Origin of the sequence: Kitasatospora herbaricolor (assembly GCF_030813695.1) — a bacterium.
GTDB lineage: Bacteria > Actinomycetota > Actinomycetes > Streptomycetales > Streptomycetaceae > Kitasatospora > Kitasatospora herbaricolor.
The window spans coordinates 1,624,416-1,638,171 of the sequence record NZ_JAUSVA010000002.1 but is presented as its reverse complement, the minus strand read 5'-3'; the positions used below and the strand labels follow the sequence as shown (position 1 = coordinate 1,638,171).

The 13,756-nt window shown below is 72.8% G+C and carries 13 protein-coding genes; 4 read left to right on the top strand and 9 right to left on the bottom strand.

Translation table 11 applies throughout. The features are described from left to right. Window positions 1–20 precede the first annotated feature (20 nt). The 5 genes from J2S46_RS07475 to J2S46_RS07455 all read right to left on the bottom strand — a co-directional run bounded on the left by J2S46_RS07475 (window position 21) and on the right by J2S46_RS07455 (window position 5,245). Complete coding sequence (locus J2S46_RS07475; RefSeq protein WP_191290795.1) at window positions 21–1,850, bottom strand: flavin monoamine oxidase family protein; 1,830 nt, start codon at window positions 1,848–1,850, stop codon at window positions 21–23. Between the two features lie 345 nt (window positions 1,851–2,195). Beyond that, a complete protein-coding gene (locus tag J2S46_RS07470; protein WP_191290796.1) occupies window positions 2,196–2,780 on the bottom strand; it encodes a TIGR03086 family metal-binding protein in 585 nt (194 codons plus the stop codon). Window positions 2,781–2,987: 207 nt separating this feature from the next. Further along, window positions 2,988–3,482, bottom strand: a complete 495-nt coding sequence (locus tag J2S46_RS07465) for a GNAT family N-acetyltransferase (protein WP_191290797.1) — start codon at window positions 3,480–3,482, stop codon at window positions 2,988–2,990. 113 nt (window positions 3,483–3,595) lie between these two features. Further along, window positions 3,596–4,609 carry a cytochrome c oxidase assembly protein gene (locus J2S46_RS07460; RefSeq protein WP_191290909.1) on the bottom strand — a complete coding sequence of 338 codons (1,014 nt, stop codon included), beginning with the start codon at window positions 4,607–4,609 and terminating at the stop codon, window positions 3,596–3,598. A 228-nt stretch (window positions 4,610–4,837) separates the two neighbouring features. Next, a complete protein-coding gene (locus J2S46_RS07455; protein WP_191290798.1) occupies window positions 4,838–5,245 on the bottom strand; it encodes a DUF3224 domain-containing protein in 408 nt (135 codons plus the stop codon). A 258-nt stretch (window positions 5,246–5,503) separates the two neighbouring features. Between J2S46_RS07455 and J2S46_RS07450 the strand changes: the two genes are divergently transcribed. Together J2S46_RS07450 and J2S46_RS07445 are read left to right on the top strand one after the other, a co-directional pair. Next, a complete protein-coding gene (locus J2S46_RS07450) occupies window positions 5,504–5,887 on the top strand; it encodes a hypothetical protein (RefSeq protein ID WP_191290799.1) in 384 nt (127 codons plus the stop codon). A 683-nt stretch (window positions 5,888–6,570) separates the two neighbouring features. Beyond that, entirely contained in the window at window positions 6,571–7,131 is a 561-nt protein-coding gene (locus J2S46_RS07445) for a site-specific integrase (RefSeq protein WP_191290800.1), read from the top strand. 86 nt (window positions 7,132–7,217) lie between these two features. On the opposite strand, the gene J2S46_RS07440 is transcribed toward J2S46_RS07445, so the two are convergent. After that, window positions 7,218–8,222, bottom strand: a complete 1,005-nt coding sequence (locus J2S46_RS07440) for a 2-hydroxyacid dehydrogenase (RefSeq protein WP_191290801.1) — start codon at window positions 8,220–8,222, stop codon at window positions 7,218–7,220. 488 nt (window positions 8,223–8,710) lie between these two features. On the opposite strand from J2S46_RS07440, the gene melC1 reads away from it, so the two are divergent. Both melC1 and melC2 read left to right on the top strand, forming a co-directional pair. After that, a complete protein-coding gene (gene melC1 / locus J2S46_RS07435; protein WP_191290802.1) occupies window positions 8,711–9,103 on the top strand; it encodes an apotyrosinase chaperone MelC1 in 393 nt (130 codons plus the stop codon). A 49-nt stretch (window positions 9,104–9,152) separates the two neighbouring features. Beyond that, window positions 9,153–9,980, top strand: coding sequence for a tyrosinase MelC2 (gene melC2 / locus J2S46_RS07430; RefSeq protein WP_191290803.1), 828 nt, complete (start codon window positions 9,153–9,155; stop codon window positions 9,978–9,980). A gap of 95 nt (window positions 9,981–10,075) precedes the next feature. On the opposite strand, the gene J2S46_RS07425 is transcribed toward melC2, so the two are convergent. The 3 genes from J2S46_RS07425 to J2S46_RS07415 all read right to left on the bottom strand — a co-directional run bounded on the left by J2S46_RS07425 (window position 10,076) and on the right by J2S46_RS07415 (window position 13,480). After that, window positions 10,076–11,101, bottom strand: a complete 1,026-nt coding sequence (locus J2S46_RS07425; RefSeq protein WP_191290804.1) for a 6-phosphofructokinase — start codon at window positions 11,099–11,101, stop codon at window positions 10,076–10,078. A 349-nt stretch (window positions 11,102–11,450) separates the two neighbouring features. Then, the gene (locus J2S46_RS07420; RefSeq protein WP_073927006.1) at window positions 11,451–12,179 is read right to left on the bottom strand and encodes a type 1 glutamine amidotransferase; all 729 of its coding nucleotides are present in this window, start codon (window positions 12,177–12,179) and stop codon (window positions 11,451–11,453) included. Window positions 12,180–12,217: 38 nt separating this feature from the next. Next, entirely contained in the window at window positions 12,218–13,480 is a 1,263-nt protein-coding gene (locus tag J2S46_RS07415) for a MurT ligase domain-containing protein (protein ID WP_191290805.1), read from the bottom strand. Window positions 13,481–13,756: the final 276 nt, after the last annotated feature.

Genomic DNA, 13,756 nt, shown 5'->3' with positions numbered 1-13,756 from the left:
GGACGTCCGGCTGCCGCGGGTCAGCGCGGGTGGACCTCCAGGAAGGTGCGGACGGCGGACTCCAGCGCACCCTCGATCCAGGCCGGCTTCAGGCTGGTGTGCTCACCCGCGAAGTGCACCCGGCCCTCCACCGTGCGGCTGGCGGGGTGCAGTTCGTGCAGTTGGCCGGGCGTGAAGATGACGGCCTCGCCGAGCGCGTAGCGGGCCCGCGCCCAGGACTGGGTCGCGCCGACCCCGGTGAACTCGCTCCGGACGACCGGACCGAACATCCGCTCCATGTCGTCGAGCGCGAAGGCGTACCGCTCGCCCGGGGTGAGCGAGTCCCAGCGCATCGCGTCGTCCGACCAGCTGTAGGAGGCCAGCACCACGCCGCCGGCCGACCCCTCGGGGGAGTGCGAGGGGAAGTAGGTGAACCGGCTCGCGCTGTCCGAGACGCAGCCGCCGCCGGTGAAGCCGTTCGGCCCCTGCTCCCAGAACCGGGTCTTGAACTCCAACAGCACCTTGGTCGCCGAGTCGTAGTGCAGCTCATTCACGGCGCGGCGCTTCGGGTACGACATCAGCGGCTCGACCGAGCAGAAGCGCAGCGCGCTGAACGGGATGGTGACGATCGCGTAGTCGCCCTCGAAGGACTCCGTGGGGGCGATCGGAGCGCCGTCGAAGGACTCCTCGTCGCCGCTCTCGGCGGTGGTGTCGATCCGGACGCCGGTGTCGGTCTGGACGAGCCGGGTCATCCGCCGGCCCATCCGGATGTCGTTGCGCAGTGGCGCGGCCATCGCCTCGGTCAGCTGGTCGGTGCCGCCCTCCAGCTCCCAGTAGCGGTTGGTGGGCTTGATCGCCGCGTGGTCGATGAGGGTCGGGATGAGCGAGTAGTGCAGCCGGGAGGTGAGGTTCTCCAAGGTGCCGGCCGCCTGGATCTGCGCCAGGTCCCAGCCCGCCTCCTCCACCAGGTAGCGGTGGGTGGAGTGGTCGTCGTACTTCTGGAAGATCCTGGCCCAGGCCTCGATCTGCTCGTTGATGTCGGCCTCGGGGGACACCGTGACCGGCTTCAGTGCCTCGGTGACGGCGTCCGACATCGTGCGGCCGCCCGAGTTCACGCCGAAGGTCTTGTGCAGCTTGTCCGGCGCGTCGGCGTAGGCGTTCCGGCTGGTGGTCATCCCGTTCACCCGGATCAGGCGCTTGCCGTCCAGCTTGGGCGCCTTGAAGGTGAAGTCGTCGGGGCGGTTCGACCAGGTCTCCCCGGTGAAGGACCGGTACACCACCGGCGGCACCGAGCCGGTGGGCTCGGCGCCGGGTGCGACGTCGGCGTTGTAGAACAGCCGGCGCTTGAGTCCGAGCTTGTCGGCCAGGGCGCGGACCAGCGGGTGGAAGTCCGGCAGCCGCATGGCGCCGGCCTCCGCGTACAGCGCCTTGTCCTGGAAGCCGCGGAAGGTCTTGACCCGGCCGCCGACCCGGCTGGCGTTGGCCTCGATGATCACCACCTCGTGCCCGGCCTGCTTGAGCAGGCTCGCGGCGGCCAGCCCGGCGACGCCGGCACCGACGATCAGGACCTTCTTCTGCCGGGCGCGCGCCGGGAGCCGGCCGTCGATCAGGATCCGCAGGTACTCCAGCGTGAGGTCCTCGCCGTTCTCCCCGACCAGCAGCATCTTGCGGGCGAGGTCGTGGCTCAGGTCCGGGTCGATGCCGCGGCCCTTGGGCGCCGTGCGGGGTGCGCCGACGGCCGGGCTGCCGGTGAGGGCGACGCCGCCGGCCACGGCGGCGGCCGCCGCGGCGGACCCGAGGAAGGTACGACGGAAGAGCCCTGGGGAGCCGGTCCGTGCGGAATCGGTCGAATTGTCACGCGGGTTGGGCATCAATGCTCCTGAAACAGAATTCGCATACGTCGGACCCAACGCCAACTGGAGCGAGTTGATCAGGGGCACGCGCCGACCTGCGGGTTCACCCGGCCGAGTGAGCGGCGGGGGCCGCCGTGGACGGACTGGTGAACGGTCGTACCCGCGCAGGGGTGAACAGCCGGGGCACGCAGAGGTGCGCAGCGGCGACCGGAGTCGGGCGGCCCTCGGGACGCCGCGGAACCGATGCGGTCAGGACGCGACCGGCCGCCGCCTGGGGGCCGGCTGTTGGTGAAGGGGCGGTGCCGGTCGGGCCGAACGGCGGGACCGCCCGGGCCCGTCGCCACCGCGCGGGCGCTGCTCGGGTCAGCCTTTCCAGTCGGCCCGGCGGCCGAGGTGGTTGAGCAGCGCGTCGGCCGCGTCCGCGCCGGCGGCCGGTTCGAGCGCCGAGGCGAAGGCGTAGCCGCGGAGCGGCTCGACCACGTCGTCGGCGACCGGTCGCAGGGCCTTCGCCAGCGCCGGCGTCAACGGGGAGCGCAGGCCGCTCGCGACGGCGATGTCCCAGGCGTGCACCGCGGCGTCGAGTGCGGCCGCCTCCACCGCGCGGGCCGCCGTCAGGGTGTACGGCGGGAGCGGGACGGGCACCTCGGCATCGGCGGGGTCGACGGCGCCGAAGGCTTCGGCCGAGGCGGTCAGGGCCGTCTCCAGCAGCTCGGCCGGGCTCCCCGGGATGGTGCCCGACGGCTCGAACGGGTCGTAGTCAGGCCCGGGCCCGCCGGTGAGCCTGGCGGCGTACGCCAGCTGGTCGGCGGCGGCGTGCTGCAGGACCTGCGCGACCGTCCACCGCCCGGCGGGCGTCGGCCGCTGCCAACCGTCGGCGGGGACTTGCGCGACGGCGCTGCGCAGAGCCTGATGGGCCTCGTCGAGGACGGGCCAGCGGAATGCACTCATGGTCGGGAGCGTAGTGCCGGGGCCCCTGCGGGGCAGTGCTTTCCCGCAAGCCAGTGCTTTTCCGCGGGGCAGTGCTTTCCCGCGGGGCAGTGGTTTCCGCGGCGCCGGCCCCGGGACGGACCTGCCGGGCCCGCCCCCACCGACGTCCGGGCCACCGTGCGGGCGCGCACTCCCGGGCCACCGTCCGGGTGCGGACGCCCCGCCGGCTCAGCCGAGTGCGGGCAGGGCGATCCAGTCCGACCAGGAGATGTCCCGGCCGATGTACCGGGGATTCTTCAGCGGCCAGCGTTCGGAGATCCAGGCCGGGACCAGCGCGTCCAGGGCCGCCTCGACCTCGCCGCCCGCCAGCCCGTCCACCACCCACCAGCAGATCTCGGCGTCGGCGCCGGGCTTCTCCGGCGGGTCGATGTAGACGCAGCCCAGCAGCGCGGATTCGGCGGTGTCGAACAGCGCGTAGTTGAAGGACTGATGGGCCTCGATCTCCCGCTCGTGCCGGGCGAGGTCCGCGCGGTCCGCCTCGAAGGACATGGTGGCCGACGGCCACCCCCAGGCCTCCCCGTACAGCGCCCAGAGCCGCTCGCGGGAGCCCATGACGGCGGGGTGGTCGAGGTCGACGTCCGATTCCCTGATCGGACGCAGGTGGTATCCGGGGAGGACCTCGGTGTGGACGGGATGGACGAAATCTTCGGGCAGCCAGCTCATCCCCCGGACGCTACACACCCGTGGCCGCCGCACCCAGCGATTTTTCGGGTGGAGGGGGACGCGCGAGAGCCCCCGCCACGGGGCGGGGGCTCTCGGACGGTCCGGTGCCGCGGTTATTCGGTGACCGGTGCCGGGGTCACCGGCCCGGCCGGGGTGGCCGCCGGGGCGCTGCCCGCCGCGGGCGCGCGACCGCGCCGGTCCAGCGAGGCGAGGTAGTCGTTGTAGGCGTTCAGCTCGGCGTCGCCGTTGCGCTCCTCGGCCCGGTCGCGCCGGCGGGCCTGGCGCTCCTCGGACTTCATCCACTGGAAGACCAGCGCGATCAGCACGATCGCGGTCGGGATCTCGCCGAACGCCCAGGTGATCCCGCCGGCGAGCTTCTGGTCCTCCAGCAGGTCGGTGCCGGGCGGGGCGCCCGCCGCGGTGAAGGTGGTCACCAACGGGTGGCCGGCCATCATCACCGCCACGCCGAAGAAGGCGTGGAAGGGCATCCCCATGAACAGCTCGATGATCCGCAGCACGTGACCCGGCCGGTGCGGCCCCGGGTCCACGCCCATGATCGGCCAGAAGAAGAGCAGGCCGGCCGCCAGGAAGTGCACCATCATGCCGATGTGCCCGAGGCGGTACTGCATCAGGAAGTCGAACAGCGGGGTGAAGTAGAGGCCGTAGAGGCTGGCGATGAACAGCGGGATGGTGAAGGCCGGGTGCGAGATCACCTTGACGTACCGGCTGTGCAGCAGCGCCACCAGCAGCTCGCGCGGCCCGCGCGGTCGGCCCTTGCCGGCCGGGCGCAGGGCGCGCAGGGCGAGCGTGATCGGGGCACCGAGCAGCAGCAGGATCGGGACCAGCATGGAGAGCACCATGTGCTGGATCATGTGGGCGCTGAACAGCACCATGCCGTAGTCGTTCAGGCCGGTGCAGGTCACCAGCACCACCCCGCCGACGCCGGCCAGCCAGCCGACGCTCCGGCCGACCGGCCAGCGGTCGCCGCGCCGGAGCAGCCGGACCACACCCGCGGCGTACAGGGCGACGCCGGTCAGCGCGGCGACCAGGAACACCCAGTCGGGGGACCAGGTGAGCGCCGAGTGGAGCGAGAAGGGATCCAGCACCCCCGTGCCCCCGTGGTGCATCCCTGCCATTCCGTCGTCGCCCATCGGCGGGTCCTGCTTTCCTTCGACGCGGCCCGCACGGGTCCGGTTCGTCCGTTTTGCTTCGGCATACAGCCTAGGCGTGGCTTACACCCGGTCCGCACCCGCCCCCGGTGCGGCGTGCCGGGCGATGGACGGACCGGGCGGGCGGCCCCGATGGACGGCCGGTGGACGACCGGGCCGCACGCCCTGCGGACCGCCCGCGCCGGCTCAGCCGATCTCGTAGTCGAACCAGATCCGGTGGGTGCCGTCGGCCTCCACCGTCAGCCCGCCGCCACCGGTGATCCCGGCCAGCTCGCCGGTGCCGCTGGAGGGGACGAGGACGAAGAACTCGTTGCTGCGGTCGGTGCCGCCGGTGGTGGCCGAGTGGGCGAAGTTGAAGGCGCCGTGCCGGCCGTTCAGCGAGCCCTCGAAGGACTCCATGGCCAGATAGGTGCCGACCCCGGTCGCCTGGTCGAAGGCGGCGGTGAACAGCGTCGCCGAACGGCCGGCTACCTCGCCCTCGAACTGCTTCTCCATCGTCGCGACCCCCACCGGCACGCCGGTCGGGACGGCGGGGGAGGGCACCAGCTCGGTCGGCACGAAGCTCTTCACGGTGAACGTTCCTGAGGCTCTCATGGCGCAGATCGTACGGTCGGGGTCCGACAGCCGGGGCCGTCACCGGGCGCCGGGCCTGCCGCCGCGCCTGCCGCCGGGCGGGTCCGCCGTCCCCGGCGGTCCGGGTCCCGGTGCGGCCGTCCGGATGCGGGCCCCGGCGGTGGGGTGCGAGGCTCGGTCGGGGCGGCCGGTGCCGGCGGCCCCATCCACGCCGGGGACCGGCTCCGAACCAGACGGTGGCCGGTCCGCGGCCGACCGGCCGGAGCCAGGGAGGCCCCAATGAACCGTCCGCTGCTGCGACTCACCGGCGCGGCCACCGCCCTCTACGGCCTCGCCGTGACCCGACGGCCCGCCCTGCTGGCGAGGCCGTCCGGACTGACCGGCCCGGCCGGTGAGGTGCCCCCGGCGGTGGCCGCCTGCGTCCGGCCGCTCGCGTTCCGCGACGCGGCCTGCGGCCTGGCGATGCTGCTGGCCCCCGACGACCGCAGTCTGCGCACCGCGACGCTGATCCGGATCGCCTCCGACTTCGGCGACGCGGCGCTGCTCGCCACCGCCCTGCCCCGGCGCCGGCACCGGGCGATGGCCGTCGTGGTGTCGGTCGGCTGGGGCGCCCTGTCGGTGGCCGGTCTCCTGCGGCCGGACGGCCCCGCCGACCCGTCGTAGCGGGCCGGGCCGGCCGCTGGTCCGGCCGGTGGGACAGCGCCCCGCCCGGCCGGCAGCTGGCGCGGTCCCGGGGACCGCGCCCCGGTGGACGCGATCCATGGACGGCCGGCTGCGCGGGGTGGCAGCAGCGGAAGCGCCGCGGATTCCTGGCGGTCGCCGTCTGTTCGGCGTTCGCGTCGGGTCCGTCGATTCCGGCGAACCTCGGGCCCTTCTCCGAGGCACGTCACGTTTGGCCGATCCGGTGGGACCGGCCAGTCGGACCGGCGGTGCGAGCAGGCCCGTCAGGACGGCTCCGTCATTCTCCGGGGTACGGCCGGGGCCGACGGCGAAGCGGGTTCGTGATCATCGAGGTCGCCGTCACCCGCCGGGACCGTGCAGGTGCTTGCCGTGACGAGGCTGCAGCGATGGTTCCCTCGCGGGGACCCCGGACCCCGGACCCCGGCCCACCCCCACCGTGTCGCCTTGGCCAGCCCCTTCGTCGGTCCGGCCCGCCCACGGCCGGCGCGTCCCGGTCCTCCTCGGCAAGGCCGTCGCATCGCGCATGTCCGGCCGGACGGGGAGTTGGTCCCCTCAGGCGCCGGGCGGGGGTTGAAGGGCCGGTCACCCGTCCCAGGGGTGTGATAAAACGAGTCCAAGCAGCTCCTTCGCGCAGGTGGGGCGGGGGAGCCGGAGGGGAGTGCGACATGAGCGTCGCCCGCTATCCGTTGCCGGTGGTCCCGCCAACGCGGCGACTGCAGGTCGTGCGGCGCCTGGTGGCCGAGGCCGCCGCGGCCGACGCCTGCCGGCACGGGGGCTGGCGCGAGTCCCTGCTGGTCCGCAACGCCGCGATGGTGACCCTGGCGATCACGGCCGGCGCACGGTCCGGTGAAGTGTCGGCGATCGACCTGGCCGACTGGCGTCGTCGGCGCTCCGCGGTCGTCCTGCGCCGCGACCCGGCCGGCCGCGGACCGGGGTTCCAGGAGGAACAACCCCTGGACGACACCACGGCGGCACTCCTGCGGATGTGGCTGCCGCACCGCGCCCGCGTCCTGGCGACCCTCGACGGAGGCCACGTCCCGGCCCTGTTCGTCTCGCTGCGCCCGAATTCCCGCGCCGGCGTGCTCTGGCCGGCCGGGATGCGGCTGCACCGCTACGGAGTCCGCGACGCCTGGCGCCGGACCGCACTGCGCTGGCACACCGACGGCGAACAGTGGAACTGGGTACCGACCCGCCTCGAACAGCTGCGCCGTCCCGAGCAGGGGTGAGCCCTCCGCCGGGATCGCCTGTTCCGGCCGCCCGGTCCGCGCGGCCGGCCCTGGCAGGGCCGGCCGGCTCTGCGGTCCCGCCGGTCTCAGGCCTTCCCGGGAGTCGGCACGAGGGTGTTCTCGCCGGCTCGGCCGGCGGCGAAGTCCTCGACGTTCTGCAGGGTGGCCTCGATGATCTGGCCGACGGCGGTTCGGGTGAAGTACGCCTGGTGCGAGGTGACCAGGACCTGGGGGAAGGTCATCAGCCGGGCCAGGACGTCGTCGTCGATGCCCTCGACCGAACGGTCGAAGAAGAAGACGCCGGTCTCCTCCTCGTAGACGTCCAGGCCGACCCCGGACAGGCGCCCGGAGCGCAGGGTCTCGACCAGGGCGGCGGTGTCGACCAGTCCGCCCCGGCTGGAGTTCACCAGGATGGCGTCGTCCTTCATGACGGCCAGGGCGTCGGCGTCGATCAGGTGGTGGGTGGCGGGGAGCAGCGGCACGTGCAGGCTGATCAGGTCGCTGCGGGCGAGCAGTTCCTCACGTTCGACGTACTGCATCCCGAGGTCCAGGCAGTGCGGGTTGGGGGTGATGTCCCAGCCGAGCAGCCGGGTGCCGAAGCCGTGGGCGATCCGGGTGAAGCATTCGCCGATCTTGCCGGTGCCGACCACGCCTACCGTCATGCCGTGGATGTCGCGCCCCATCAGCCCGTCCAGGCGGAAGTCGAACTCGCGTGAGCGGCCGGCGGCCCGGACCAGGCGGCGGTTGACGGCCAGCGCGAGGGTCCAGGCGTGCTCGGCGACGGCGTACGGGCTGTAGTAGGAGACCCGGGCGACGGTGAGCCCCAGCTTCCCGGCCGCTTCGAGGTCGATGTTGTTGAAGCCGGTGGAGCGCTGGGCGATGAGCTTGGTGCCGCCCGCGGCGAGGACGCCGAGGGTCCGGGCGTCCAGGACGTCGTTGACGCTGCTGCTGACCACCGGGTGGCCGACGGCGAGCGGGGCGGTGTCGTGGTTGAGGAACACGTCGAGGCTGCGCAGGGCGTGGCGGCCCTCGAAGGCGGCGGCCAGCAGCGGCCGCTCGTCGGCCTGCACACCGTAGGCGAGGATCTCCATGGGGGCGTCGCTACCTTCCGGTCGTGGACTGGTGCCACCGGTCACGCTAACGGCCCGCGGTGGCGGGGCGGCCGTGCGGCGCGCGGGCCCGGGCCGCGGCATCGCGCCATCCGTGGCGGGTGAGGGCGGTCACTGCTTCGCGGCTCGACCGGAAGATCTTCACCGGATGATCCTTTCAGTGCAAGATCATCACATCGTCCGGTCGATATGCCGGAAAATCCGAAGAATTTCCCCGGATCGGCATTCGGCCCTTCGGTACCGATTGTCCGGAAAACAGGGCAACCCCCGGTACCCCGCCGATCGGCCGTTCCCCGGCCGCCGGACGGCCTGTGAGGATGTGGACAGGCGGAGCGATCATGAACTCCGCCGGGCGCGGCCCGTCAACCGGGCCGCCGTCGACGGGACCTGACGTTCCGTCGGCCTGTGATCAAGCACGTTCATCGCGCGTGTCCCGCCATCCCTGGGAGCGCGCAAGAGGGGGTCCATCCATGTCCCAGGTCACCCATGCCTCGGAACTGACACGACGACGCATGCTGCAGGGCGCGGCCGTCGCCCTGACGGCGGCGGCCGGCACGGTCGTGCTCGGCGTCACCGGACCTGCCGGGGGGCAGGCCACCGCCGCCGGCCCGGAGGCGTCCGACGAGTTCGACGAGGTCTTCAAGGGCCGCCGGATCCAGGGCCGGCCGGTGCAGGGCGGCGGTCACCACCACACCGCCGGCTACACCGTCCTGGTCGACGGCGAGGAGCTGCACATGATGCGCAACGCCGACGGCACCTGGATCAGCGTCGTCAACCACTACCAGACGTTCCCCACGCCCCGTGCGCTCGCCCGCGCCGCCGTGCAGGAGCTCCAGGGCGCCACGCTCGGCCCGCTCGCCTGACGTCCGCCGCTCCGCATGTCAACGCATCGATTCGTACCGAGGGGGACTCATGGCAGTCCGTAAGAACCAGGCGAGCCTGACGGCCAAGGAGAAGCGGGACTTCGTCAACGCCGTGCTCGCGCTGAAGCGGGCCGGGCGCTACGACGCCTTCGTCAGCACGCACAACTCGTTCATCATCAGCGACACCGACAACGGGGAGCGGGTCGGCCACCGGTCGCCGTCCTTCCTGCCCTGGCACCGCAGGTTCCTGCTGCAGTTCGAGCAGGCCCTGCAGAGCGTGGACCCGAACGTCACCCTGCCGTACTGGGACTGGACGGCCGACCGCACCGCCTCCGCCTCGCTCTGGGACGCCGGGTTCCTGGGCGGCAACGGCCGCAGCAGCGACGGCCAGGTGACCACCGGCCCGTTCGCCTTCGCGGCCGGCGGGTGGACCCTGAACGTGCGCCCGGACAGCCGCAACTACCTGCGGCGCGCGCTGGGCAGTGCGGTCGCCTCGCTGCCGACCCGGGCCGAGGCGGAGTCCGTGCTGGCGATCCAGACCTACGACGCCGCGCCCTGGAACAGCTCCTCGGAGGGCTTCCGCAACAACCTGGAGGGCTGGCGCGGGGTCAACCTGCACAACCGGGTGCACGTGTGGGTGGGCGGTCACATGACCACCGGCATGTCGCCCAACGACCCGGTGTTCTGGCTGCACCACTGCTTCATCGACAAGCTGTGGGCCGAGTGGCAGCGCCGCCACCCCGGGCAGGGCTACCTGCCGGCGGCGGGCACCGCGAACGTGGTGGACCTCGGCGAGACCATGAAGCCGTGGAACGACACCACCCCGGCGGACATGCTCGACCACACCCGCCACTACACCTACGACACCGGCTTCTGACCGGCCTGCCGGGGCGGCGCGCCCCGGCACGGCCGCGGCCCCCCGGGTGGACACCCGGGGGGCCGCGGCGGCGGGGAGGAGAGGGGCGGCGCCCGTCAGATGACGGTCTCGGCCTCCAGGTAGCGCTCCGCCGGTACGGTCTTCAGCTCGGCGACCGCCTCGGCCAGCGGCACCAGGTTGATCGCGGTGCCCTGGAGGGCGGTGATGTGGCCGAAGGCGCCCTTGTGGACGGCCTCGACGGCGTGCCAGCCGAAGCGGGTGGCGAGCACCCGGTCGTAGGCGGTGGGGGTGCCGCCGCGCTGGGTGTGGCCGAGGATGACCGGCTTGGCCTCCTTGCCCAGGCGGTGCTCCAGTTCGCGGGAGAGCTGGTTGGCGACACCGGTGAAGCGCTCGTGGCCGTAGATGTCCTTGACGCCCTCCTCCCAGTGCATGGTGCCGGGCTCGGGCTTGGCGCCCTCGGCGCAGACCACGATCGCGAACTTCTTGTTGCGGTCGAAGCGCTCGCGGACGACCTCGGTCAGCCGGTCGATGTGGAAGGGGCGCTCGGGCACCACGATGGCGTGGGCGCCGGCGGCCATGCCCGCGTGCAGGGCGATCCAGCCGGTGTGCCGGCCCATGAGCTCGACCACCATGACGCGCTGGTGCGACTCGGCGGTGGTCTTCAGCCGGTCGAGGGCGTCGGTGGCGACCGAGACGGCCGTGTCGAAGCCGAAGGTGACGTCGGTGCAGGCGATGTCGTTGTCGATGGTCTTCGGCACGCCGACCACCGGGAGTCCGCCGTCGCTCATCAGCTTGGCGGCCTTGAGGGTGCCCTCGCCGCCGATCGGGATGACCGCGTCGATCCCGAGGTCCTCGCAGTACTTCTTGGCGCGCTCCACGCCGTCGCGCAGGTGGCTGGGCTGGACCCGCGAGGAACCGAGGATCGTCCCGCCCTGGGCGAGGATTCCGCTCACCGAGTCGAGCGTCAGGGGGCGGTGGACACCCTCCAGAAGGCCACGCCAGCCGTCCTGGAAACCGATGATCTCGTCGCCGTGGTCGACCACCCCCCGGTGGACCACTGAGCGGATCACAGCGTTCAGGCCGGGGCAGTCACCGCCGCTGGTCAGCACACCAATACGCATTGCTTTGCAACTCCCGAGCAGAACCGAGGAACGGCCGGACTACCAGGCTGGGACCACGCCGACACCGTAGCGGTCCGCTCCCGCGCCGGGGTGGCGCGGAGATGACCTTCGGGTGAAGCGCTGATCGGATCGAACACTTCTGCTCGGATCCGACCATGAGGTCGAGCATATAGCGGGCCCCTGTGTCCGGCCGGACAGGAACCGACACGGCAGCGGCGCCGTCGGCGCTGCCGTGGAATGCAGCCGGCTGCCGAGGAGGGTGTGCGGCCAGCGTTCCTATTGTCGTACGTATTCGATTATCCGTGGACCGGGTGACCGCGATGCGGGCACCCGGTCCGTGACGGCCGTCTCAGGCGGGCTGGCGGGAGGCCGCGATCCGCTCGGCGCGCAGCGCGTCGTACCAGGTGGTGTCGGCCGGCGGCAGGGCGTTCACGTCCAGTGCCAGCTTGATCAGCATGTCCGCGACGGCGGGGTTGCGGGCCATCACCGGGCCGTGCAGGTAGGTGCCGAAAACGGTGTCCCGCCAGGCACCCTCGGTGCCGTCGCCGGTCCCGTTGCCGCCGCCGACGGTCACCGTCGCCAGCGGCGAGACGCCCTGGCCGAGGTGGGTGATGCCCTGGTGGTTCTCGAAGCCCGTGAGCTGGGGCAGGCCGAGCCGCGGGTCCACGTCGGCGAGCACGTCGCCGACGTTGCGGGCGCCCTCGCCGCGGGTGCTCCAGACGTCGAGCAGGCCGAGGCCCGGCTCGCGCTCGCCGAGGTCGTTGATGAACTCGTGGCCGAGGATCTGGTACCCGGCGCAGACCGAGAAAATGATCGCACCGTTCTCGGAGGCCCGGACCAGCCCGGTGTCCTGGCGCAGCCGCTCGGCGGCCAGCCGCTGCGGGCGGTCCTCGCCGCCGCCGATGAGATAGATGTCACCACTGGTGGGCACCGACTGGTCGGACCGGACGTCGATCCGGGTCACGTTCAGGCCGCGCTGGCGGGCCCGGCGCTCCACGACCAGGGCGTTGCCCCGGTCGCCGTAGGTGCTGAGGAGGTCCGGGTAGACCCAGACCAGCCGCAGGCTGCTCTCACTCATCCTCGAAGACCTTCCGTTGGGCGTTCCTGGAGTCGTCATCAGCCCGCCACGACCTTCCTGAGCTGCTGGAAAGCGGTGTAGTTGGCGATCGCCTCGATCCGCCCGGGGGGAGCCATCCGGACGGCCTGCTCCAGCGAGTCCACCACGTGGAACTGCAGTCCTGCCACCTCCAGACGCACCGCGAGGTCCAGCTTGCGCTGGCCCATCACGAACACCGGGTGCCCGGAGAGCCGCTCGTAGTCCACGTCCCACAGCCACGAGGTGTCGGTGCCGTCGGCGTCCATCGCGTTCACCGAGAGGATCACCGGGGTGGGCGGCCCGTCGATCAGCGAGAAGGTCTCCAGCCAGCCGGCCGGGTTCTTCGCCAGCAGCAGCCGGATGTCCCGGCCCTGGTACTGGACCACGTCGTAGCGGCCGGCCACGGCCGTCACCGACTGCATCCGCTCCAGGGCGACCTGCGGGGCCACCCCGAAGACGGCGGCCACGGCGGCCGAGCTGGTGGCGTTGGCCAGGTTGGCCCGGCCGGGCAGCTGGAGCTGGATCGGCCAGGCTCCGCGCTGCGGGTCCACCACGTGGGTGCCCTGCAGCGCCCAGTGCGGGTTGGGCCGACGGAAGCCGCAGTCCTGGCAGAACCAGTCGTCCCCGGGGCGCTGCATCACGCCGCCGCAGGCGGGGCAGGACCAGGCGTCCTCCTTCCAGGCCTGTCCGGCGGCCACCCAGACCACCTTCTTGCAGGAGGACGCGGCCCAGGTCACCAGCGGGTCGTCCGCGTTCGCGATGATCACGGCCTCGGAGTCCTTGAGGCCCTCGCGCCACTTCTCGGCCATCATCCGGGTCTCGGCCGCGCGGTCGAGCTGGTCGCGGGAGAGGTTGAGCAGCGCGATCGCCTTCGGGCGGGTGTCGCGGGCGACGCCGGCCAGGTACTTCTCGTCGACCTCGATCACGCCGAACCTGGCGTCGGAGCCGCCGGCCAGCGCGGAGGTGATGCCGGCGGGCATGTTGGCGCCGAGCGCGTTGGACACCACCGGGCCGGCGGCCCGCAGGGCCTCGGCGATCAGACGGGTGGTGGTGGTCTTGCCGTTGGTCGCGCTGACCAGGATGACGTCGAGGTGGTCGGCGAGAGTGGCGAGCAGATCGGGGTCGAGCCTGAGGGCGATCTTGCCGCCGATCACCGAACCGCTGCCGCGGCCGGCCTTGCGCGAGACGGCGGCGGCCACTCGGCCGGCGGTGACGGCGATCTTGGCGCGGGCGGGCAGCGAGCCGTCGCGCGCGCCTGTGGCCTCCGTTTCGGTGCCTGCCATGCTCAGTGGTTCCTCCTTGCTGCGGCACCACCCGGGGGCCGGTTAACGGACCGTCGGGCGGCGGGGACGGGGCCAGCCTACCGACTCCGCGCCCCGGGACCGAGTCCCGCACCCCGCGCTGCCTGCCGGGATTGCCGGGGCGGAGCTCTGACGGGCCCTCGGAGGGCCCCGCGCAGGGGCCTCCCGGACGGGCCGTGCACGGACGGCACGCGGAGTTCTTGTCGTACCGCAGGACGGCCGGGGCCGGGCGGCCGGTTCCCCGGCGGGCCTCGCGGG